This window comes from Halalkalicoccus sp. CG83, assembly GCF_037081715.1.
Lineage (GTDB): Archaea > Halobacteriota > Halobacteria > Halobacteriales > Halalkalicoccaceae > Halalkalicoccus > Halalkalicoccus ordinarius.
Window position 1 is genome coordinate 80315 of the sequence record NZ_JAZDDH010000001.1, and the last position, 22948, is coordinate 103262.

Below are 22948 nucleotides of genomic sequence, written 5' to 3' on the forward strand. Positions count from 1 at the left end.
GGCGCTCGCCGAGCACTTCGGTGGCGAACCCGAGCGACTCCAGCCTCCGCTCGACGTCCTCCGGCACCGAGCCGTACGACTCAACCGAGCGACGATAGGCTGCTATAGCCCTCGATTCAGTCCCACGTACTGTTTTATAATGGGTAAAAATCGATCGGTCGGAATCCAGGAGATAGACCCCATGCACCTGGTTCGGATAAGGATTTAAAGAATGTCTTTTTGTGGTTTTCGTAGAATGCGTCTGGGAATTGATCCCAGAAGACCATACAACAAAGGTTGACAAAAATACTACCCAGAGAATGAAATATCTGCTCGTTATGAGCAGTCGGGTTGCGGACTGCATTCAAGAATGAGAAGAGACTTTTTTCATTGTTATATTTCTCAAGTTCCTTCGAGATCGTGGTCATGTAACTACCGAGCAGGCTACGCATGTTATCCTTCTTCTCTTTAGTAAAATTATCAATACTATCAAGAGCTTTCTTTGTTGCTGGCTTAGCGTATTCGTTATGCCACAGTGGCAACGCTTCCCATAAGTAGGCTCTCTCACCGTTGACGTAGCTAGCGATTCTTTTGTGCTCCTCGACTACCTCTCTGAGATCATCAGAAACTTCCTGCCCGGCTTCTTCCATCCTTTCGATAGTGGTTAGGTTCTTAAAATTTCTCTTTAGAGAACCATCCTTGTTCAGGGCATTACATCGTCTGCGTAGGAGCCCCTCTAAGATGGATGTAGACATTCTGATGACAATTCTGAACGAATCAATAAAGACAGCACTGTAACTAGGATTACACTCTTTGGCGAGATGTGCCGGTATATCCATCCCTTGAGCAATTAGCGATTCTGCTCTTTTTACCATAAGACTAACCTGTAGAAGAGTGCTCAGATCTCTCAGTATATCAGAATCAAATCGTGTCATAGCATACGAGGCGTCATTATTACTTTCATTATCACCGCTAACCTGAATATAGTTGTGGATAGACATCATACAACCAGTCCAGGACCAGTACTGGAAGTGATCTGCGTTGATTTCAGCATCCGGTGTGCGTAGAGTTACGTCACATAGGAACTTAGGCAGATACCGAAGTTCATCAGGTGATAACATATATGCGGTTCGATCACTCAAAATTACTCGCTTCCGCAAATAGGGACGGAAAGAGTCAGATCCGTTATTAGTATTATTTCTTTCTTGCTGTGCTTCTTTGATATGCGCTTCTACTCGCTCTGAAAAGAGATCAGGGTCAAAGTTTTCCATAGTTCCTGTGTTATTCTCACTCATTCTTTAGTATAAATGGCTCCACCGAGTTTGCATAAACATTGGCAATCGCTATCAATTATTATGATCAGCTACCTTACAGTATTTTCCAATTTTGTTTATCTATCTTATAGATGAACGAATAATGCCCGGAAGTTTCGGCGTATTTCTATACTTGAGCCCAGTTTTTTATCCTTGGAGGATAATGGGATGTAAAATACACCACTGGATGTATTTATTCTTACTAGATCAAGCTTTAAGAGCCGAGAAACGGCACTTTGGGAAGATTAGGTTGCTCGGGACAGAATTACACTTATCTATTAGCACCTCACCTGACATATGCTTGGAGGCTCTCGACTATCTAAGACTGTCTGACTCATGGTCTTCTTGGAGACTACAAACCGGATAGATGACTGAAGTTACCTGTTCAATATATTTATCGACGTATTCTTCCCGCTCAGCCCACCTTTCCAAGCTGACTTATAAGCTAGAACACATCCGTTGTCGCACAGTTGCCGTAGTACAGTGTGTGCTAATTAGTTTCGAACCCGCTCTCGAAGACGAACGTGCCGTCGCGCTGGACGACCTCGCCGTCGACGTCGATCCGGGAGTCCTCCGCCATGTCGACGATCATGTCGACGTGGACGGCGCTGTCGTTGACCGCGTTCTCCTCGCCGACGCACTCGTCGTAGGCCATCCCGACCGCCATGTGGACGGTGTCGCCCATCTTCTCGTCGAACAGCATGTTGTACGTGAATCGGTCGATGTCGCGGTTCATGCCGATGCCGAGCTCGCCGAGCCGGCTCGCGCCCTCGTCGGTCTCGAGCACTTCCGTCAGGAGGTCCTCGTTCTGGGCGGCCGAGTGCTCGACCACCTCGCCGCCCTCGAACTCGAGGCGGACGTCGGTGATCTCGCGGCCCTGGTGGTAGAGCGGCTTGTCGAACAGCACCGAGCCCTCGACGCTCTCGACGACCGGCGCGGTGAACACCTCGCCGCCGGGAAGGTTGTTCTCGCCGTAGTCGTTGATCGCGCGGTTGCCCGCGACGCTCATCCGTACGTCGGTGTGCTCGCCCGAGACGATCCGCACCTCGTCGGCGGGATCGAGGATCTCGACCAGCTGTTTCTGGTGTTCGCGCTGCTCGTCCCAGTCCTTGTTGACGGCGTCCCAGACGAAGTTCTCGTAGGCCTCGGTGCTCATGCCCGCGAGCTGGGCGTTCGCGGGCGCGGGAAACTGCGTGAGACACCACCGTTTGGAGAGGCGCTCCTCGCGGATGGGCTGTTGGGCGACGGAGTACGCGGCGGTGGTCTCGGGCTGGACGTCGCTGGTCTCGGTGGCGTTCTCCGAGGAGCGCAGGTGGACGAACACGTCGGTCTGCTCCATCAGCGCCCGCTCGTGGCTCGGCGTGTCGAACTCCTCGCGCGAGCGGAGGAACGCCCGTTTGGCGCGGTCGTCGGCGTTCAGATAGATCGGGTTCGCGCCGCGATCGCCGATCACCTCGTGGAGCGCCACCGCCAGGTCGCTCGCGACCGCCGGCGCGCTGATGACGACGTTGTCGCCCTCCTGGACGTCGGTGGAGTGGTCGACGACGGTCTCGGCGTGCTCCCGAATTCGCGGATCCATACCCGAGGATCGGAAGCCGCCGTCCAAACCGCTTGCGGATGGCGAGGATCCACCACCTCTTTGACGGCCGCCGCGCTACCGCGCTCATGATCGATCTGCGCAGCGACACGGTAACGAGACCCGACGACCGGATGCGCGAGGCGAGCGCGAACGCCGAGGTGGGCGACGACGTCTACCGCGAGGACCCCACGGTGAACGAACTCGAGACCCGGGCGGCCGAGCTCCTCGGGAAGGAGGCCGCGCTCTTTCACCCGACGGGAACGATGGCGAACCAGGTCGCGGTGCGCACCCACACCGAGCACGGCCAGGAGGTGCTCTGTGAACGCGAGAGCCACGTCGTCAAGTGGGAGCTGGGCGGGATGGCCCAGCTCTCGGGCCTCCAGGTCCGGACGGTCGACGGCGACGGCCGCGGCGTCATAACTGCGGAACAGGTCCGCGAGGGCCACGTCGCGGAGGACCTCCACCGACCCGGAACGGGACTGCTCTGTCTCGAGAACACCCACAACAGCAAGGGTGGCGCGGCGATCGCGCCGGAGACGATCGAGGCGACGGCGGAGGCGGCCCACGAACTCGACGTCCCGGTCCACCTCGACGGGGCGCGGCTGTTCAACGCCGCGGCCGCCCTCGACGTCCCAGCCTCACGGATCGTCGAACCGGTCGACTCGGCGATGTTCTCGCTCTCGAAGGGGCTCGGCGCGCCGGTCGGTTCGATGCTCGTCGGGAGCGAGGCGTTCGTCGAGCGCGCCCGCAGGAACCGGAAACTCCTCGGTGGCGGGATGCGCCAGGCGGGCGTGATCGGCGCACCCGGACTCCTCGCGCTCGAGGAGGAGAACCGCGCCAGACTCACGGAGGACCACGAGAACGCCAGCCGACTGGCGGCGGGACTCGACGGGATCGAGGGGCTCTCGGCACCGGAGCCCGAGACGAACGTCGTGCTCGTCCGCACGGGGGGAGCCGACTACACCGCAGAGGAGTTCCTCGACGTCTGCGAGTCGGAGGGCGTCCTCGGCGTTCCGTTCGACGAGAACCTCGTCCGGTTCTGCACTCACCGCGACGTTACGGACAACGACGTCGAGCGGGCGATCGAGACGGTCGAGACGGTTCTCTCGGGCTAACGGCGCCCGCCCTCGAACCCCTGTCGGAACCCTGACAGTACCTTCCTGACGAACAGATACGAGCCGACGAGGAAGACCAGGAGGATCCCCATGAAAACGAGGTAGACGGGGTCGAGGTCGACGAGCATACGCCGAACGTGTCGTGGGGAGGCCAAGAGGGTTTCGACCGTCGTAGGTTGTTAGTGGGCTTGATAATGCTGCCGTAACCGCTTATGAGTTCACGGCGGTAGTCGGAGTTGCCATGGATCACGACACCTTCATCGGTCAGGTACAGAATCGAGCCGAACTGGCTTCCCGTGGTGCGGCGCTGAGCACGAGTAGAGCGACCCTCCAGACGCTCGGCGAGCGCATCCAGGAGGGCGAGGCGACCAACCTCGCGGCACAGCTGCCCGACGAGCTGGGTCGGTTCCTCGAGGAGCACGCCGACACCACCGAGTCGTTCGAGTTCCAGGAGTTCATCTCCCGGGTCGCGGAACGCGACGAGAACCTCGGCGACGAACACGGCATCGACGACGACGACCTCTCGGCGGCGGCGCTGCACGCCCGCGCCGTGGTCGACGTCCTCGACGAGGCGGTCACCGAGGGCCAGATCGAGGACATCCGCGATCAGCTCCCCAACGACTACGACGACCTGTTCGAACTCGCGGAGGTCGAACAGCACCCCGGCCAGGAGTAAGGCGTCGTCGCTCCCCTGCGTATCGTCGTTCGATCTCCTTTCGTCGCCCCGACTACAGCGTAGCCTCCTCGATGAGCGTCCCGTCGGGCTGGCGTAGCCGACAGCGGACCCCCTCCTCGACGGGTTCGAGCTCCGCGTATCCCGGCCGGTTGCCCCGCGGCTGTGCGTGACTCCCCGGATTCAGGAGGACGAGGTCGTCAGCCCTAGTGATCGACGGGCGGTGGCTGTGGCCCGAGATCACGAGGTCGGCCCCGCGTTCGCGCCCGAACATCTCGAGGCCGGTTCCCCCGCCGTCGCGCCTGTGGGTCACGGCGATGCGGAGTCCCTCCCACTCGACGGTCCGGGCGGGGGGCAGCCGGTCGCGGACGGACGGATCGTCGGCGTTACCGAAGACGGCCTCGAGCCGCGTGGCCTCCTCGTGGAACGCCTCGAGCGCCGAGACGGTCGTGAAGTCCCCGGCGTGGATCAGTCGGTCCGCCTCGCTGATGGCATCGAGCATGTGGTCGGTCAGTTCGTGGCTGCCGTTGCTGTGGGTGTCCGAACAGACGACTATCACGGGGCGACGTTGCCACTCCCGGGCTACCACTCTTTCGTCACGGCGCTAGGACGGAACCGCACTACGGACGACGTCGTCCCCGAGGGCATCGGATTCCCGCGAACGGACGTCCGGAGGGTCATACGACGATCGGCCGCCTAGTCCTGCCTTACGGGCGGCCGTCGACTACGAGGGCGGATCTACACGCGTGACGGCCGGATACCGAACTCCTTTCGTTCCGGGTGTCCCGTGTTGGGGTAATGGCAAGCAGCAAATCGGTCGTCATCGCCGCGCTGATCGCGAACGGCGCGATCGCCGTGTTGAAGTTCATCGGCTACACCCTCACCGGCAGCGCTGCCATGCTCTCGGAGACGTACCACTCCGTCTCCGACACGGGCAATCAGGTGTTTCTGCTCCTGGGCATCCGGTACAGCGGCCAGGAGGCCGACCGGACCCACCCCTTCGGCTACGGGAAGTCACAGTTCTTCTACGCGTTTCTCGTCGCCGTCCTCCTGTTCGGCATCGCGGGGTGGGAGTCGGCGAAACACGGCTACCAGGCGATCGTCCACCCCCACCCGGTGACGCCCGGGACGGCCACGCTCCCCCTCCTGAACGTCACCATCCCGGCGGTGTGGGTCAACTACGCCGTACTGATCGGGGCGATCGTCTTCGAGGTCTGGGCGCTCTGGAAGGCCTACCAGGGGCTCTCGAAACAGATGGAGAAGCACGACTGGACGAGCCTCCGGGAGGCGTTCCGGAAAACCAGCGACGTGACGACGCTCACCGCGTTCACGGAGGACTCCATCGCGATGGGCGGGGCCGGCATCGCGCTGATCGGCGTCTACCTCTCGCGGGTGACCGGCAACCCCGTCTACGACGCCGTCGCCTCCTTCCTCATCGGGCTCATGCTGATGGGCTTCGCGCTCGCGCTCGCCTGGCAGAACAAGCGCCTGCTGGTCGGCGAGAGCCTCCCGAAGGAGGACGAGCGACCGCTCCGGTCGCTCGTCGCCGACTGGGAGGGCGTCCGCGAGCTCAAGGACTTCCGGACGGTCTACTTCGGCGTCGAGCGGATCCTCGTCACCGTCGACGTCGCCTTCGAGGAGGACCTCGACGCCGAGACGATCAACCAGCGCATCTCCGCCATCGAGGCGGCGATACAGGAGCGGGAACCCCAGGTGAGGAAAGTCTACATCGAACCCGAAGCGGCGTCCGCCGTCTGACCCCGGCCACGGGGGAGCCGCCTCCGCCGACCGGCTGCACTCCGCCGGGGTTCCTGCGTCGAACGGGGCGGCCTCCGCCGCAGCCCGTCGGCTTTCGGAGCCGTTCCCGTCGGCGAGGCTGACGGGCGGGGCGGACGAAGGCTTTTAGCCGAAAGCGCGCAAGTCAGGAGTAGTGACTCAGTCGGCTTCGACCCCGGCGTCCATGCGATTTTTTCCGTACGACGCCCCCTACGACAACCAGCGCGAGGCGATCGAGCGGATCGGAAACGCGCTCGCCCGCGGCCAGGACGTGCTGTTCGAGGGGGCCTGTGGGACGGGAAAGACTCTCTCGGCGCTCGCGCCCGCGCTCGCGCACGCCCGCGAGACCGACAAGACGGTCGTGATCACGACGAACGTCCACCAGCAGATGCGCCAGTTCGTCGAGGAGGCCCGCGCCATCACCCGGGAGGACCCCATCCGCGCGGTCGTCTTCCGGGGGAAGGCCTCGATGTGTCACATCGACGTCGGCTACGAGGAGTGTCAGGTGCTTCGCGATACGACACGCGACCTGGTCGACTCGGAGGTCGATAAGGCCCAACTCGAACGCAAACAGGACGAGCTCCTCGAGGCGAGCCAGGACGGCGAGTCGGGCGCGGCGGAGGCCCGAAGCGCCGTGATGGACGAGCTCGAGTCCGTCGAGGAGGACGTCGCCGACCTCCGCGAGGAGCCCACCTGCGAGCACTACTACAACAATCTCGCGAGGGACACCGACGAGTTCTACGAGTGGCTCTTCGCCGACGTCCGGACGCCGGACGAGGTCTACGAGTACGCCGAGCGCGAGACGCTCTGTGGCTACGAGCTGCTGAAGGAAGGGATGGAGGGGGTCGACCTCGTCGTCTGTAACTACCACCACCTGCTCGATCCGATGATCAGAAAGCAGTTCTTCCGGTGGCTGGATCGCGACCCCAAGGACGTGATCTGTGTCTTCGACGAGGCCCACAACGTCGAGGACGCCGCCCGCGATCACGCCACCCGGACGCTGACGGAGAACACGCTCGACGGCGCGCTCGACGAGTGCGAGGAGAGCGACGATCCGCGGGGCGAGGACGCCTTCGCGGTGCTCTCGGCGTTCCGCGGAGCGCTCGTCTCGACCTACGAGGACGCCCTCGGGTTCGGCGAGGAGGAACGGATCGGCGAGAACTGGGAGGACGTCCCCGTCGCCAACGAGGAGGGCCGCGACGACCTCACGCTTGCCTTCCTCGAGGAGTACACCGGCCGGGGGATCGACCGCGACCTGGAGGCGGCCCTGGAGTTCGGCGAGGAGCTCGACGACCAGTACGAGGAGGCGTACCGCAACGGCGAGGCGCAAACGAGAGCCGAGTGTCGGACGCTTCAGGCCGCCGCGTTCGTCGAGTCGTGGCTCGAGGAGGGGACGGCGCTCGGCCAGTACCCCGTCGCCTCGATCCGCCGAGATGCCGGTACCGACGAGGTGTACGGCCGCGCGGAGCTCTACACCTGCATTCCCCGCGAGGTCGCGAGGGAGCTGTTCGAGGAGGTCCACGCGAGCGTGCTGATGAGCGCGACGCTGCGGCCGTTCGACGTGCTCGGGGACGTTCTCGGGCTCGAGGAGCCGATCACGATGGCCTACGACCTCGAGTTCCCCGAGGAGAACAGACGGACGTTCGCGGTCGAGACGCCCGCGCTGTTCGCGAGCGACCGGAACGATCCGGCGGTCCAGCGGACGATCACTCGCGTCATCGAGGACGCGATCCGCATGACGCCGGGCAACACCCTCGTCTTCTTCCCCAGCTACCGCGAGGCCGAACGGTACCACGACCGGATCGAGACGCGGGCCGAGCGTTTCCTCGACGAACCCGGGACGCGCGCCGAGGAGCTCCGCCGCGAGTTCGTCGACGAAGGGCATGCCGCGCTGTTCACCTCGCTGTGGGGTACCCTCGCCGAGGGCGTGAGCTTCGACGCCGACGACGCTCACACCGTCCTCGTCGTCGGCGTCCCCTACCCGCACCTCGACGAGCGGATGGAGGCGGTCCAGGACGCCTACGACCAGGTCTACGGCGACTCGAACGCGGATGCGGGCTGGGAGTACGCCGTCGAGATCCCGACGATCCGGAAGACCCGACAGGCGCTCGGGCGGGTGCTCCGCTCGCCCGAGGAGTTCGGCGTTCGGGCGCTCGTCGACAAGCGCTACACGGAGACCGCGGAACGCGAGATGGGAAAGTACAGCGTCCGGAGCGCCTTCCCCCCCGAGGAACGCCGCGAACTCATCGACATCGCCCCCGAGAAGCTCCAGTTCTCCATGCTCAACTTCTACGGCGACCACGACGCTTACGGCGGCGACCCGCCCGAGCCCCGCCTGGACTAAGCGGGCAACGGGAAGCGAGCGGCGGACTCCTCGTGGGTCGCGTCCCAGAGGACGAGTCCGTTCACGGCCCAGACAACGGGCTCGACCTCGCGTTCGCACAGCCGTTCCCGTGCCGCCGCCGAACCTCCGCGGGCGAGCGTGACGTGGGGGACGTACGACTCGCCCTCGAGCCCCTCGACCGGCTCGAACGTCTCACAGAGCCGGTCGTGGAGCGTCTCCAGTCCGGAACCCTCGACGGCGAGGTAGACGACGGGTTCGGTACCGTGAGCCGGTCGCTCGAACGTCTCGATTCCCGTTACCCGCACCTCGAAGGGGGCCGTCCCCTCGATCGCGCGTCGGACCTCGGGAACGAGCCTGGCGTACTCGGTCGGCGTGCGTTCGCCGAGGCGTTTGACCACGAGCGTGTGGCGCCGGCGGACGCGGTCAAACCCGTAGAGGTCGGGTTCGAGTTCGCTCGCGAGGCGCTTCACCCGCCCCGGAACCGGGACGTTGAGGCTGATCGGCACTACCGGCTCTCGAGGTACCAAAGCAGGATAAGCACGACGATCAGCAGGCCGATCAACGACCGACTGAACACTCCCGACGCGAAGCTCGCTACCTTATCGACGAGTTCGAGGACGAGCAGGACGAGCACCAGAACGAGGACGATCCGAAGGAGGGTTTCGACGTCCGTTCTGTTCGTTAGTGACATAATATCATGTAAATATTTGAAGTAAAAAACCTTCCGGGGAAGCGTTGGCGAGTCAAAAGTGTTTAGTAGGAACCGATCGTTTCACCGTCCAATGAGGCGGCTCGCGTCCATCGACGCTCTCGTTCTCGCGAGCGCCGCCGCCCGGCGGCCCGCAGCGCCGCGCGTCCGACGACCGCGACCGGGCCTCTTCTAGGCCCATACCCATCTCTCACCCCGATCCCTCGATGTTCATCCACCAGTCGATTCGCCTGTTTCTCCGGTTAGCGACGCCTCTGTGCGTATTTTCCATGATTAAAAAAGAAGAATTTATGTCCCCGTAGCGGGTTCCTCCAACCAGAATGAAACGTGTGGCACTCGCGTTCTCGGGCGGGCTCGACACGACGGTGTGCGTACCGCTGCTCGAGGAGGAGTACGGCTACGACGAGGTGATCGGCGTCACCGTCGACGTCGGCCAACCCGAGGAGGAGTTCCGGGAGGCAGAGGAGACCGCCGAGGCGCTCGGCCTGGAGAACCACGTGGTCGACGCGAAGGAGGAGTTCGCCTCCGTCTGTTTCGACGCGGTGAAGGCGAACGCGACCTACCAGGGCTATCCGCTGGGAACGGCGCTCGCCCGGCCCGTGATCGCCCAGGCGATCCTCGAGGTGGCGGAGGAACAGGGCTGTTCGGCGCTCGCCCACGGCTGTACGGGCAAGGGCAACGACCAGCTGCGCTTCGAGGCCGTCTGGCGCGGCTCGGACATGGAGGTCATCGCACCCGTGCGCGAACTCGGCCTCACCCGCGAGTGGGAGATCGAGTACGCCGACGAGAAGGACCTACCCGTGGAAGCGGGCAACGAGGGCGTCTGGTCGATCGACACGAACCTCTGGAGCCGGTCGGTCGAGGGCGGCCAGCTCGAGGAGCCCAGCTACGTCCCGCCCGAGGAGATCTACGACTGGACCAGCGAGCCGACGAACGAGACCGAACTCGTCGAGATCGAGTTCGACGAGGGCGTCCCGGTCGCGCTCGACGTTCTCGGGAGCGACGCCTCCGGGAGCCAGTCGGACGCGAACGCGTCCGACGCTGGTGAGGAACTCGGTAGCGTGGAGCTGATCGAGCGGCTGAACGAGGTCGCGGGCGCCCACGGCGTCGGGCGCACCGACCTGATGGAGGACCGCATGCTTGGACTGAAAGTCCGCGAGAACTACGAGCACCCCGCGGCGACGGTGCTGCTCAACGCCCACGAGGCGCTCGAGGACCTCGTGCTCACGAAGGACGAGCGCTCCTTCAAGGTGGGCGTCGACCACGAGTGGGCCGAGAAGGCCTACGAGGGACTGCTGTTCGCGCCGCTCGTGAAGGCGCTGGACGGCTTCGTCGATACCACCCAGGAGAAGGTGACCGGGACGGTGACGATCAAGCTCGAGGGCGGGACGGCCCGCCCGGTCGGACGCGAGAGCGAGTACGCCGTCTACTCGGCGAGCGCGGCCTCGTTCAACACCGAGACGGTCGACGGCATCGCCCAGGAGGACGCCACGGGCGTCGCGAAGTACCACGGCCTCCAGGAACGCCTCTCGAACGCGGTCGCCGAGGACGTCGCGGCGAGGGACGTACCGACGGCCGCCGATGGCGGAAGCGAGACGGAGAACTGAGATGGACGAGGAGTCGTCGGACGTCGTGCGCCGCGACCGCTTCAGCGGCGGCCCCGCCCGAGGCTTCCTCTCCTCGATGGACGCCGACGAGCGGATCTTCGAGGCCGATCTGGCCGTCGATCGCGCACACGTGGTGATGCTCGCCGAGCGGGGGATCGTCACCGACGACGAGGCGGGCGAGATCCTCGCGGCGCTCTCCGGCGTAGAGGAGGCGGGCTACGACGCGCTTCCCGACGGCGAGGACGTCCACGCGTCGATCGAGACCGCGGTCATCGAGCGGATCGGACCGGTCGGCGGGAAGATGCACACCGCTCGCTCACGAAACGACGAGGTGGCGACCTGCATCCGGTACCGGCTGCGCGAGGACGTCCTCGAGACGCTTCGGGCGACGCTCGTCCTTCGCGAGACGCTACTCGAGCGGGCGAACGAACACGTCGAGACCGTCATGCCCGGCTACACCCACCTCCAGCCGGCCCAGCCGACGACGGTCGCCCACTACCTGCTCTCCTACGAGCAGGCCGTCGCGCGCGATACGGAGCGACTGCTCGACGCGTACGGCCGAATCGATCGCTGTCCCCTGGGGGCGGCCGCGTTCGCGGGCACGCCGTTCGACGTCGACCGCGAGCGGACCGCAGCGCTTCTGGGGTTCGGGGCCACCCGCGCGAGCGGAACGAACGGGGACGCGTCGAACGGCTCCGACGGCGTCCTCGGGAACTCGATGGACGCGGTCTCCTCGCGTGACTTCCTCCTCGAGACGTCGGGAGCGCTCTCGAACCTCGCGATCACCCTCTCGGGACTCGCGGAGGACCTGATCGGCTTCGCCAACAGGGGACACGTCGAGCTCGCGGACGACTACGCCTCGACCTCCTCGATCATGCCCCAGAAGAAGAACCCCGACACGCTCGAACTGGTGCGTGCGACCGCGGGCGACGCGTCCGCGGGAACGAGCGGCCTGCTCTCGACGCTGAAGGGGCTTCCGCGTGCGTACAACCGCGACCTCCAGCGGGCGACGCCCCACGCCTGGGAGACGGTCGACGCCGTAAGCGAGGCGACCGACGTCGCGGCCGGCGCGGTCGCGACCGCCGAGTGGGACGAGTCCTCGCTGGCGGCGGCGGCGGCCGAGGGCTTCTCGACGGCGACGGGCGTCGCGGACGCGCTCGCGATGGAGGGACTTCCCTTCAGGACGGCCCACGAACTGGTCGCCCGCGCCTCCGAGGCCGGCAGCGACTACGCGGCGCTCGAGGCCGCAGCGGAGGAACTGCTCGACGAGCCCCTCGACGCCTACGTCTCCCGGAAGGCGATCGAGGAGGCGCTCGATCCCGTCGAGAGCGTCGCGAGCCGCGACTCGCGCGGCGGACCAGCCCCCGACGCGGTTCGCGACCGGCTCGAGGCGGTACGAGGCGGAATCGCGGCCGACGGAGAGGCGGTCGACGAGCTCGAGGGAGCGATCATCCGCGCGGACGACGCGCTCGCCGAGGAGGTGCGTACGTTTGTCTGAACGACTACCGCCCCGTCCGGGGCATCAACACACTACCCGAGCTTGACACGTTCGTTGGGATACGCGATTTAACCGGTTGTGGCCCGCTTAGGAGGGGGTGCAGATGTATTAATATTTTGATAAATTCGACGGGTTTATGATGGCCGATGTGGAATGGGGAGATACGATGGCGAACCAAGACACCATCACGGCAGAGGACCCGCTCACCGGCGAAGAGATCGAGATCCCGGCCGACGTCGAGGTCGGCGAGATAATCGACAGCCCGGTCACCGGGGCCGAACTCGAGGTCGTCTCCACCGACCCCGTCGAGCTCGAGGAGGCGCCCGAGCTAGAAGAGGACTGGGGTGAGTGAGGTGGCCGCGGTCGTTACCGTACAGTGCGGAAAGCAGACCGGTAGCCGGAACCCATGAACGTAGGCATTCTCTACTCCCGGATTCGTAAGGACGAGAAGCTCCTGTTGAACGAGCTTCGTGAGCGCGGCCACGAGATCACGAAGATCGACGTACGAAAACAGCAGTTCAACGTCCACGAGCCGCCGGCGGTCTTCGATGACGTCGACGTCGTGCTCGATCGGTGTCTGGCGACCAGCCGCAGCCTCTACGTCACGCGCTTCTGCGAGGCGTACGGGCTACCGGTCGTCAACGCCCCCGAGACCGCCGAGACCTGCGCCGACAAGGTGAAGAACAGCCTCGCGCTCGCGAGCGCGGGCGTGCCGACGCCGGATACGGACGTGGCGTTCACCACCGAGGCCGCCCTCGAGAGCATCGAGCGGTTCGGCTACCCCTGCGTACTGAAGCCCGTCATGGGTTCGTGGGGCCGGCTGATGGCGAAGATCGAGACCCGAAGCGCGGCCGAGGCGATCCTCGAACACAAGGAGACGCTCGGCCACTACGAGCACAAGGTGTTCTACATCCAGGAGTTCGTCGCCAAACCCGATCGGGACATCCGCGTGCTCGCCGCGGACGGCGAGCCGATCGCCGCGATGGCGCGCTCCTCGGAACACTGGCTCACCAACGCCGCGAAGGGCGCCGAGACTCGGCAGTTCGAGCCCGACGAGCGCGCGCTGGATCTGGTCGAGCGCGCGAGCGACGCCGTTGGCGGCGGCCTGCTCGGCATCGACCTGATGGAGACCGAGGACGGCTACACCGTCCACGAGGTGAACCACACCGTCGAGTTCAAGGCGCTCAACGAGGTCGTCGACAGGGACGTCCCCGCGGCGGTGGTCGACTGGCTCGAGGGCCAGGTCCCCGTCGAGGTGACGCCCTGATGGCGGTGGGGGAGACCGACGCGGACGCACGGTCGAGCGAGACGCTCTCGGCCACGGTAATCGGCGGGAGCGGCTTCACCGGGGGCGAGCTCCTGCGGCTGCTCGAGGGCCACCCGAACTTCGAGGTGGCTCAGGCGACCAGCCGGTCCTACGAGAACAAGACCATTGGAGCGGTCCACCCCAACCTCCGAGGCAGCGAGCTTCGCTTCTCGGATCCCGCGGCGCTCGAATCGGTCGACGTCCTGTTCGCGGCGACGCCCCACGGCGTCTCGATGGAGCGCATCGACGCCTTCCGCGACGCCGCCGACACGGTCGTCGACCTCTCGGCGGACTTCCGGCTCGATAGCAAAGAACAGTACGAGCAGTGGTACGACGGCCACGACGCACCCGAACACCTCGAGGAATCGGTGTACGCCCTCCCCGAACTCACCCGCGAGGAACTTCCCGGCGCGGAACTGATCGCCGCGGGCGGCTGTAACGCGACCGCGACGATCCTCGGGCTCTATCCGCTGTTCGAGGCCGGCATCCTCGACGGGAGCGAGCAGGTCGTCGTCGACGTGAAGGTCGGCTCCTCGGAGGGGGGCGCCGGCGGCGGCGAGGCCTCCTCACACCCCGAACGTTCGGGGATCGTCCGGCCGTACGCGCCGACTGGTCACCGCCACGAGGCGGAGATCGAGCAGGAGCTCGGACTCTCGGTGTCGTTCACCGCCCACGCGGTCGACATGATCCGCGGGGCCTCGGCCACGTGTCACGTCTTCCCGAACGAGCCGGTCTCGAAGGGCGAGCTCTGGAAGGCCTATCGGGGAAGCTACGCCGAGGAGCCGTTCATGCGGATCGCTTCCGGCGGAAGCGGCGTCTACCGCTACCCCGAACCGAAGGCGGTCGCCGGGACCAACTACGGCGACGTCGGTTTCGAGCTCGATCCGGCCAACGGGAGGCTCGTGGTCTTCTCGGCGATCGACAACATGATGAAGGGCTCGGCGGGCCAAGCGGTCCACGCCGCCAACGTCGCGCTCGGCTTCGAGGAGACCGCGGGCCTCGAGTTCCAGGGACTCCACCCCGTGGGCGCTCCATGACCCGGATCGGCTTCACGAAGCTTCATTTCCCTCCGTTCGATAGCAATCCCATGAGATCGCAGGAGGCAGCGGCATGACGGTGGTGGTGAAGATCGGCGGCGCGCGAGCGGTGAACCCCGAGGGGGCGCTCGCGGACGTCGCACGGCTGACCGAGGAGGGCGAACGGGTCGTCGTCGTCCACGGCGGCTCGACCGCGGTCGATGACCTTCTGGAACGCCTCGGTACCGAACCGGAGTACGTCACGACGCCCGGCGGCGTCACGGGTCGGTTCACCGACGAGGCGACGATGGATGCGTTCACGATGGCGATGGCGGGACAGGTGAACACCGACCTGGTCGCGGCGCTTCGGGGCGTCGGCGTCGACGCCCTCGGACTCTCGGGCGTCGATGGCGGCCTCCTCACCGGTCCGCGAAAGTCCGCGGTTCGGGTGGTCGAGGACGGCCGCAAGAGGATCAAGCGCGGCGACCACTCGGGAAAGATCACGGACGTGAACGCCGGCCTGCTGGAGACGCTGCTCGTCGACGGCTACACGCCGGTCGTGAGCGTGCCGATGCTCGCGGACGACGGCGTTCCCGTCAACGCTGACGCCGACCGATCGGCGGCGGCGGTCGCGGGCGCGCTGGGTGCATCGCTCGTGGTGCTCACCGACGTCGAGGGCGTCTACGAGGACCCCGACGACGAGTCGACGCTGATCGACGCGGCCGAGACGCCCGCCGATCTCGAGCGAGTCGAGGCCGCCGCGGAGGGGTTCATGACGAAGAAGGTGATGGCCGCGAAGGAGGCGCTCTCGGGCGGCGCGCGCGAGGTGATCGTCTCGGACGCGAACGGCGAGGAGCCGATCCTCGCGGCGCTCGACGGCCGCGGCACCCGCTTTACGCCGGGCGCGCTCGCCGAGGAGAGCGAGGAGGTCGAGGCATGATCGACGACGCGCTCTCGGCGGGCGACGACCGAACGACGCTCGGGGGTGGACGGCCGTGAGCGGGTTCGTCTTCTCCGAGAAGCCGATCCGCATCGAGCGCGGCGAGGGGCCCTATCTCTACGCCGACAACGAGACGGAGTACCTCGACTTCGGCGCGAGCTACGCGGTGGCGGCGGTCGGCCACTGCCACCCCCGCGTCGTCGAGGCCGCGACGGCACAGTTGGAACGGCTGATGTTCGTCCAGGCTTCCTATCCCAACGACGCCCGCGACGCCTGCTACGAGAAGCTGGCAGCGGTCGCGCCGGATGGCATAGAAAACGTCTGGCTCTGTAACTCGGGGACGGAGGCCAACGAGGCGGCGCTGAAGTTCGCCCGCAGCGCGACGGGTAGGAAGAAAATCGTCGCTACCCGCCGGGGCTTTCACGGCCGGACGATGGGCGCGCTCGCCGCGACCTGGAAACAGAAGTACAAGAAACCGTTCGAGCCCCTGGCGGGGGCCTTCGAAGCCGTACCGTACGGCGACAGCGAGGCGCTCGCGGAGGCGGTCGACGAGGAGACCGCGGCGGTGATCGTCGAGCCGATCCAGGGCGAGGGCGGGATCAACCCCGCGCCGGAGGGCTACCTCGAGGCCGCGCGCGAGCAGTGTGACGAGACCGGCGCGGCGCTCGTCTTCGACGAGATCCAGACCGGGCTGGGACGCACCGGCGAGTTCTGGGCGTGCGAACACGACGGCGTAGTGCCCGACGTCCTCACGAGCGCGAAGGGGCTCGCGAGCGGCCTCCCGGTGGGGGCGACGCTCTGTCGCGACTGGATCGCGGAGAACGCCGGGCCCCACGGTTCGACCTTTAGTGGAAATCCCGTCGTCTGTGCGGCGGCGAACGCGACGCTCGACGTACTCGTCGAAGAGGAACTGCCCACACACGCGGCCGAGATGGGGACGTACCTCCACGAGGAGCTCGAGGCCGCGGACCTGCCCATCCGCGACGTCCGCGGGCGCGGGCTGATGACCGGCGTCGAGGTGAAACGCGGGTCGAACCGACTGCTGAAGGAGCTCGCGTTGAACCACCGGGTGCTCGCGCTGCCCGCGGGCCGGTCGGTCCTGCGACTGCTGCCTCCGCTCGTGATCGAGGAGGAGCACGTCGATCGGGTCGTCGGCGCGATCGGCGACGTCGTGAGCACGACGGCCGAACGATGAGCGACGCGAGCGTCGGACGCGGGCTGCTGGTCGATCTGGTCTCGATCGACTCGCCGTCGGGCGAGGAGCGCGAGGCCGCCGAGCGTCTCGTCGCCTTCTTCGAGGAACACGACCGGGAGGCGTGGCTCGACGAGGTGGGCAACGTCCGTGCCCCGGCCGACGACCGTCTCCTCTTGACCTCCCACGTCGACACCGTTCCCGGAGAGATCCCCGTCCGCACCGAGGACGGCGTCCTCTGGGGCCGCGGCAGCGTCGACGCGACCGGCCCGCTTGCGGCGATGGCGGTCGCGGCCGTCGAGACGGGTGTGAGCTTCGTCGGCGTCGTCCGCGAGGAGACCGACTCCCGGGGCGCGTGGCACCTCATCGAGGAGCGCGAGGCGCCCGACGCACTCGTCAACGGCGAGCCGAGCGGCTGGGACGGAATCACGCTGGGCTACCGGGGCATGCTCTCGGGCACGTACGTCGCCACCTCGGAGTCGGGCCACACCTCCCGGCCGGAGCCCAACGCCATCCAGCACGCGGTCCGGTGGTGGAACCGGGTCGAGGAGGCGTTCGCACCCGACGAGGACGAGGAGTGGGGGCCGGTGTTCGAGCGAGTCACGACGAAACCGGTCAAGATCGAGGGCGGGACAGACCCCGACGGGCTCTCGGTCTCCGCGACGCTCGACGGGCAGTTCCGCATCCCTCCCGACACGACGCCCGACGAGGTTCGAGAGATCGCGGACGGCCGGCTGGAGGAGGGGACGGTGAACTGGGGGCGGCCGATCCCGCCAGTGATGGAGAGCCCGCGAACCGACCTCGCACGAGCGTTCCGGGTCGCGATCCGCCAGACGGGCGGTGACCCTCGCCTCCTTCGCAAGACGGGAACGAGCGACATGAACGTCTACGCGTCGGCGTGGGAGTGCCCGATGGTCACCTATGGCCCGGGCGACTCCGACCTGGATCACGCCCCCGACGAACGTCTCAACCTCGCGGAGTTCGACCGCTCGATCGCGGTCCTGGAGGCGGTGGGCGAACGGATCAGACCATGACACGACACTACCTCGACGTCGACGACCTGAGCGCAAACGAGCTGGAGACGGTGCTCGATCTGGCGGTCGAGTACAAGGAGAAACAACGGGAAGGCGTCCCGCATCCCGATCTGGAGCGGCGAACGCTGGGAATGCTCTTCCAGAAGCCGAGCACGCGAACCCGCGTCTCCTTCGAGACGGGGATGACGCAGTTCGGCGGCCACGCGATCTTCCTCGGTGCGGACGACATCCAACTGGGTCGGGGCGAGCCGCTGAAGGACACCGCGCGTACCCTCTCGCGCTACGTCGACGCCGTCGTCGCCCGCGTGTTCAGCCACGAGAACGTCGAGGAGCTCGCGCGCTACGCGAGCGTCCCGGTCGTGAACGGACTGACCGACGACGCCCACCCCTGCCAGACGCTCGCTGACCTGCTGACGATCCGCGAGTACGCCGCCACGACGGACGGGAGTTCGTCGAACGCGCTCGACGGCGTCTCGGCGGCGTGGGTCGGCGACGGCAACAACGTGTGCCAGTCGTTCGCGATCGGTTGTGCGCTCGCGGGGATCGACCTGACGATCGCGACGCCCTCGGGCTACGGGATCGACGAGGACGTGATCGACCGAGCTGCCGACCTGGGCACCGCGCCGACGATCACTACCGACCCAGCAGCGGCGGTCGAGGGGGCGGACGTCGTCTACACCGACGTCTGGATCAGCATGGGCCAGGAGGACGAACGCGACCTCCGGCTGGGAGACTTCGAGGGTTTTCGGCTCGACGAGAGGCTACTCACGAACGCGCCCGACGCGGCGGTGATGCACTGTCTACCCGCCCACCGCGGCGAGGAGATCTCCGAGGACGTGCTCGAGGGCGAGCGATCGCTCGTCTTCGACCAGGCGGAGAACCGGCTCCACGCCCAGAAGGCGTTGCTCGCGTGGCTGCTCGATCGGTGAGGCGTCGAAACGAGGAATACGTATCCGGGGATCCCCGAAGGCGATTCGGGGTCCGTTCGGCGGACCGCGACTACGGTCAAGCGACCGAGCGTCGCGCCGCGTAGAGGTGGCGAACCGCCCCGAGGGTGAACGCGAACGCCCCGAGGATCATCGGCGTGTCACCGAGCGTTCGCGTCCACAGCAGCGTCTGAACGTGCGACTGCTCGTAGAACTCGAGGCTTCGAGCCGCGTCGTAGCCGTCGGTGTAGGCGGTCCGCAGCTGCAGGAACCCGACCGGGAGCAGCGACGCGACGGTCATGATCGTGAGCCCGGCGTTAGTGAGCCAGAACGCCCCGCGGAACCAGGTCGGATTCCAGACCGCCTCGGGCGTGACCATCCGCAGGACGTAGGCGCCGAGGCCGAGCGCGAGCAGTCCGAACGCTCCGAACGTCGCCGTGTGAGCGTGTGCGACGGTCAGGTAGGTCCCGTGTTCGTAGTAGTTGATCACCGGCAGATTGACGAAAAAGCCCAGGACGCCGCCGCCGACGAAGTTCCAGACGCTACTGCCGATGATGAACAGGAGCGGCAGCGTGTAGGGGAACGCCTCGCCCTGGGCCTTCAGCGACCGGTACTCCCCGAGGCTCCGGTAGAGGACGAACACCAGGGGGACGAACTCGAGCGTCGAGAAGGTCGTCCCGATCGGGACCCAGAGGTCGGGCAACCCGACCCACCAGTAGTGATGCGAGACGCCGACGATTCCTGCCGCCATGATGGTGAACACCTCGAAGAGGATCGCCTTCTCGGCGTCGGCCCGCTCGACGAGATCCATCGACACCAGCGCGACCGAGATCACGGCGGTGACGAAGAACTCGAAGACGCCCTCGACCCACATGTGGACGACCCACCAGCGCCAGAACTCCGTCACTGCCATGTTCGTCTCCGGCGTGTAGAGCATGCTCGCGCCGAACATGAGCGCGATCGACCCACCCGCGTACATCATGAAGTGACTCAGGCCGGTCGGGGTCTCGTCCAATCGCCTGACGCTACGGAGGACGAGACCCGTCCAGCCGCCGAGCGCGCCCAGCAACAGCAGCTTCCAGAACCGGCCGGTCTCGAGGTACTCGAGGCCCTCTGAGCCGAGCCACCACCAGAGTTCGCCCTCCTCGGGCGTGCCGAACGCGCCCTGGATTCCGAGCCAGACGCCGGCGAACGCGCCGACCGTCGCGATCACGAGCGCTCCCAAAAGGGCGGTCGCGCCCGCGGCCTGCCAGGGCGGGTCCCGCTCTGCGAACAGTCCCGGAAGGAAGAGGCCGCCAGCGAGCCACAGCGTCGTGATCCAGAGCACCGCGAGGTTGACGTGCCAGGTGCGGCCGACGGAGAAGGGCACCAGCGAGACGACGTCGATGCCGAGCGCGTCGCCGATGCCGAAGAGGCCGGTGCGCTCGACGTAGTAGTGGGCGAGCAGCGCTCCGACGAGCGCCTGGACGACGAACAGCGCGCCCGCGACGGGGACGTACCACGCCGCGGCGTACTGGCTCGGCGTGATCGACACCTCGTCGGGCGAGGGCACGTCGACCGCCTCGGTCGCCGGTTCGGCGAAGTCGAACGCGTGGTAGGCCCACACGCCGATGCCGCCGCCGGCGACGAGCAACACGACGCTGATCGTGCTCCAGACGAGCACCTGACCGGTCGGCCGGTTCCCGGTTCCGGGCACGTACGGCCAGTCGTTCGTGTAGGAGTGATCGGACCCCGGACGGTCGGTGTGGGACATCCACGCCGTCCAGAGCGCGAAGTCGGCGATCCGTGCCGCCTGATCGGGCGACTCGACGAAGTTCTGGGGAATCCCCCGTTCGGGAGCGCCCCCGTAGTACCGGTCGACGTACCGATCGCGGATCCGGCGGTGGGCGTAGACCTCGGCCGCCGAATACCGGGCGATCGATCCCCGGGGGGCGTCGGCGTCGAGTTCCCGTTCGACGCGGTCCTCGACGGCGGCCCGCCCGTCGGCGTCGAGCGCCTCGAAGGACTCGGCCCCGCGCCGTCGGGCGTAGTACTCGCGCATGAACTCGGCCTTCAGCGCCAGGGCGTCCGCGGTGAGATCGACCCCGAAGTACGATCCGTTCCCGAGGATCGACCCGTGGTTCATGAGGCCGTTCGCCTGGAACGCCTTCTTGCCCGCGCGCACCTGCTCTGCGGTGACGACCCGCTCCCCGTTCGGCCCCCGGATCTCGTCGGGAATCGGCGGGGCGCGCTCGCGGGACGCCCACGCCCCGAGCGTCATCGCGACGAGGTTGGCGACGAACAGCACGACGAGCGCCCGTGCTCCCGTCCGCTCGGAGTCCAGCGCGGAGCGAAGCGACGCGAGGTCGAGATCGCCCGTTCCGGTCTCCAGTGGGAGAGTGGACAGCAGTTCGAGGAGAACGCGTCCGATCGGCGGACCTCCGTCCGCTCCGTCCGCCAGAGCGGACGCTAGCTCCGGGAGTATCCCACCCAAGGACCGTTCGATCGTCCCGTTCTCCGAGAGGAGAGCCATCGCCGCGAGCGCCATCGCGGCGGTCGAACGACCGGCACTCTCGCTCCCCGTCTCGGTCAACCTCCTCCTCGAACGGGGTAGCCCCTCCTCCAGAGCGCGTTCGATTCCGTGAGCGACTTCCACGGCGTCCCGCTGGAGGAGCTCGTCGAGCGTTCGGCCGAGGGGCCGGTCGTCTTCGACGTCGAGTTCCGCCCGGAGTCGGGACCGAACGTCGCTGAGGACGTGATCGATCGAAGGATCCACGTCGGCTCGCGGTTCCGAGTCCCTCGAACGCTCGTCACCGACCCGTTCGAGCAACCGATTCGGATCGACGTCCTCTGCGGCTAGCTCGTCTCGAATCACCTCGCGCGTCCGGTCGTTCAGACGAGTTCCGTCCAGATCGTATCGTCGCAGGAACGCCTCGAACGCACGATCGGAGAGCCCGTCCGCGCGGAGCTCGGGGTAGCGTCTCCCGATCAGTTCCCCGAACAGGTCGTCGAAATCGCCGACGAGGGCGCCTACGGCGCCGTCATCGGGCCCGAACGCGCGTTCGCGTACCTCGTCGCGAACCCGCGTCGAGAGGTCTTCGACGGCCTCAGCGCCGGTCTCGAGACGATCCGCCACGTAGTCGCTCGCGCGCCGACGTCGTTCGTCGATGAGGTCCGTATCCGCAAGGGCGTGCGTGATTTCCATGGGAACTCACACCTGTCGGTAGTCTCCTCGGAACAGTATCGTGGTGTTCGTTCACACCTGTTAAATCCAGTGTCGATCGAGGCTCCCGTCGACCGTTCGCGTTCCGCTCACGATCCCCGATTCTCACCGCGGCACTTCTTCGGTCGCACGTCTCGTTGGAGGTCTTCGACCAAAGCGATGAGACGGACGACGGTTCTCGACCGCGCGTCCGACGAGCGTGAAGGCGCTTGCGCGATCCGTGGACGCTCAACGGACGGCCGCGTAGACGACGCCGAGCACGAGTCCGTAGACCGCGTGGCCCACGAGGCTCATGGGACTGAAGTTCGGCAGCGGCGGCGCGCCGGGGAAGCCGACGGCGCCGAGCCAGATCGGCATGACGATCGCCGCGAGGACGACCCAGAGGACGGCCCCGTAGACGAGGCCGGCCCCGGCGGCTCGTCCCGTTCCCTCGAGACCGGCGCGACCGGCGAGCCCTCCGAAGACGACGCCCAGGACTGCGCTGTTCGACATGTGGATGATCCAGCCGGCCAGCCCCGCGGGGCCCTCGATCCCGTACAGGGCGGGGATCGCCACCTCGATCACGGGCGTCATCATCGCCGACAGCATCGCGCCGAAGACGAGGCCGCCGGCCAGCCCGCCGACCAGTCCGGCCTGCCAGGGAACGAGCGTGGTCCGTGATTCCGTGCTTGTGGGTTCGTGTGTGGTGGTCTCTGATACCATGTGGTTTGATACGACGTATCACGATAAACCGGTTTGT

The 22948-nt window shown here is 66.2% G+C and carries 20 protein-coding genes and 1 pseudogene; 13 read left to right on the forward strand and 8 right to left on the reverse strand.

The window, feature by feature from the left end; all coding sequences use genetic code 11:
* Positions 1-134 precede the first annotated feature (134 nt).
* The gene (locus V0Z78_RS00380) at positions 135-1274 is read right to left on the reverse strand and encodes a hypothetical protein (protein WP_336342636.1); all 1140 of its coding nucleotides are present in this window, start codon (positions 1272-1274) and stop codon (positions 135-137) included.
* Positions 1275-1782: 508 nt separating this feature from the next.
* Complete coding sequence (locus tag V0Z78_RS00385; protein WP_336342637.1) at positions 1783-2871, reverse strand: aminopeptidase; 1089 nt, start codon at positions 2869-2871, stop codon at positions 1783-1785.
* Positions 2872-2957: 86 nt separating this feature from the next.
* Between V0Z78_RS00385 and V0Z78_RS00390 the strand changes: the two genes are divergently transcribed.
* Positions 2958-3986, forward strand: coding sequence for a threonine aldolase family protein (locus V0Z78_RS00390; protein ID WP_336342638.1), 1029 nt, complete (start codon positions 2958-2960; stop codon positions 3984-3986).
* Here the strand turns inward: V0Z78_RS00390 and V0Z78_RS00395 are convergent.
* Complete coding sequence (locus tag V0Z78_RS00395; RefSeq protein ID WP_336342639.1) at positions 3983-4114, reverse strand: DUF7859 family protein; 132 nt, start codon at positions 4112-4114, stop codon at positions 3983-3985. The genes V0Z78_RS00390 and V0Z78_RS00395 overlap by 4 nt on opposite strands.
* A gap of 113 nt (positions 4115-4227) precedes the next feature.
* On the opposite strand from V0Z78_RS00395, the gene V0Z78_RS00400 reads away from it, so the two are divergent.
* Entirely contained in the window at positions 4228-4662 is a 435-nt protein-coding gene (locus V0Z78_RS00400; protein ID WP_336342640.1) for a DUF2267 domain-containing protein, read from the forward strand.
* 52 nt (positions 4663-4714) lie between these two features.
* On the opposite strand, the gene V0Z78_RS00405 is transcribed toward V0Z78_RS00400, so the two are convergent.
* Positions 4715-5218 (reverse strand): metallophosphoesterase, encoded by a 504-nt coding sequence (locus tag V0Z78_RS00405; protein ID WP_336342641.1) that lies wholly within the window; start codon positions 5216-5218, stop codon positions 4715-4717.
* 239 nt (positions 5219-5457) lie between these two features.
* Between V0Z78_RS00405 and V0Z78_RS00410 the strand changes: the two genes are divergently transcribed.
* Both V0Z78_RS00410 and V0Z78_RS00415 read left to right on the forward strand, forming a co-directional pair.
* The gene (locus V0Z78_RS00410) at positions 5458-6417 is read left to right on the forward strand and encodes a cation diffusion facilitator family transporter (RefSeq protein WP_336342642.1); all 960 of its coding nucleotides are present in this window, start codon (positions 5458-5460) and stop codon (positions 6415-6417) included.
* A 202-nt stretch (positions 6418-6619) separates the two neighbouring features.
* A complete protein-coding gene (locus V0Z78_RS00415) occupies positions 6620-8779 on the forward strand; it encodes an ATP-dependent DNA helicase (protein WP_336342643.1) in 2160 nt (719 codons plus the stop codon).
* Here the strand turns inward: V0Z78_RS00415 and V0Z78_RS00420 are convergent.
* Positions 8776-9285 carry a 2'-5' RNA ligase family protein gene (locus tag V0Z78_RS00420; RefSeq protein WP_336342644.1) on the reverse strand — a complete coding sequence of 170 codons (510 nt, stop codon included), beginning with the start codon at positions 9283-9285 and terminating at the stop codon, positions 8776-8778. The two genes, V0Z78_RS00415 and V0Z78_RS00420, sit on opposite strands and share 4 nt — an antisense overlap.
* Complete coding sequence (locus V0Z78_RS00425) at positions 9285-9470, reverse strand: DUF7554 family protein (RefSeq protein ID WP_336342645.1); 186 nt, start codon at positions 9468-9470, stop codon at positions 9285-9287. The genes V0Z78_RS00420 and V0Z78_RS00425 overlap by 1 nt, the downstream gene beginning before the upstream one ends.
* 338 nt (positions 9471-9808) lie before the next feature.
* On the opposite strand from V0Z78_RS00425, the gene V0Z78_RS00430 reads away from it, so the two are divergent.
* From V0Z78_RS00430 to argF, 9 genes and pseudogenes are all read left to right on the forward strand, one after another.
* A complete protein-coding gene (locus V0Z78_RS00430; protein WP_336342646.1) occupies positions 9809-11095 on the forward strand; it encodes an argininosuccinate synthase in 1287 nt (428 codons plus the stop codon).
* Position 11096: 1 nt separating this feature from the next.
* A complete protein-coding gene (argH, locus tag V0Z78_RS00435; RefSeq protein ID WP_336342647.1) occupies positions 11097-12593 on the forward strand; it encodes an argininosuccinate lyase in 1497 nt (498 codons plus the stop codon).
* Positions 12594-12759: 166 nt separating this feature from the next.
* Entirely contained in the window at positions 12760-12945 is a 186-nt protein-coding gene (gene lysW / locus V0Z78_RS00440; RefSeq protein WP_332098624.1) for a lysine biosynthesis protein LysW, read from the forward strand.
* Positions 12946-12999: 54 nt separating this feature from the next.
* Entirely contained in the window at positions 13000-13860 is an 861-nt protein-coding gene (lysX, locus tag V0Z78_RS00445) for a lysine biosynthesis protein LysX (protein ID WP_336342648.1), read from the forward strand.
* On the forward strand, positions 13860-14936 hold the full coding sequence (gene argC, locus V0Z78_RS00450) for an N-acetyl-gamma-glutamyl-phosphate reductase (RefSeq protein WP_336342649.1): 1077 nt from the start codon (positions 13860-13862) through the stop codon (positions 14934-14936). Before lysX ends, argC begins: the two co-directional genes overlap by 1 nt.
* Positions 14937-14997: 61 nt before the next feature.
* Positions 14998-15855, forward strand: a pseudogene (locus V0Z78_RS00455) (acetylglutamate/acetylaminoadipate kinase); the annotation flags it as partial.
* Positions 15856-15910: 55 nt separating this feature from the next.
* The gene (locus tag V0Z78_RS00460) at positions 15911-17050 is read left to right on the forward strand and encodes an aspartate aminotransferase family protein (RefSeq protein ID WP_336342651.1); all 1140 of its coding nucleotides are present in this window, start codon (positions 15911-15913) and stop codon (positions 17048-17050) included.
* Positions 17047-18081 carry a [LysW]-lysine hydrolase gene (locus tag V0Z78_RS00465; RefSeq protein ID WP_336342652.1) on the forward strand — a complete coding sequence of 345 codons (1035 nt, stop codon included), beginning with the start codon at positions 17047-17049 and terminating at the stop codon, positions 18079-18081. Before V0Z78_RS00460 ends, V0Z78_RS00465 begins: the two co-directional genes overlap by 4 nt.
* Positions 18078-19010, forward strand: coding sequence for an ornithine carbamoyltransferase (gene argF, locus V0Z78_RS00470; RefSeq protein ID WP_336342653.1), 933 nt, complete (start codon positions 18078-18080; stop codon positions 19008-19010). Before V0Z78_RS00465 ends, argF begins: the two co-directional genes overlap by 4 nt.
* A gap of 76 nt (positions 19011-19086) precedes the next feature.
* Here the strand turns inward: argF and V0Z78_RS00475 are convergent, their stop codons facing one another.
* The gene (locus V0Z78_RS00475) at positions 19087-22191 is read right to left on the reverse strand and encodes a nitric-oxide reductase large subunit (RefSeq protein WP_336342654.1); all 3105 of its coding nucleotides are present in this window, start codon (positions 22189-22191) and stop codon (positions 19087-19089) included.
* 246 nt (positions 22192-22437) lie between these two features.
* On the reverse strand, positions 22438-22911 hold the full coding sequence (locus tag V0Z78_RS00480) for a DUF6789 family protein (RefSeq protein WP_336342655.1): 474 nt from the start codon (positions 22909-22911) through the stop codon (positions 22438-22440).
* Between the last annotated feature and the right edge of the window lie 37 nt (positions 22912-22948).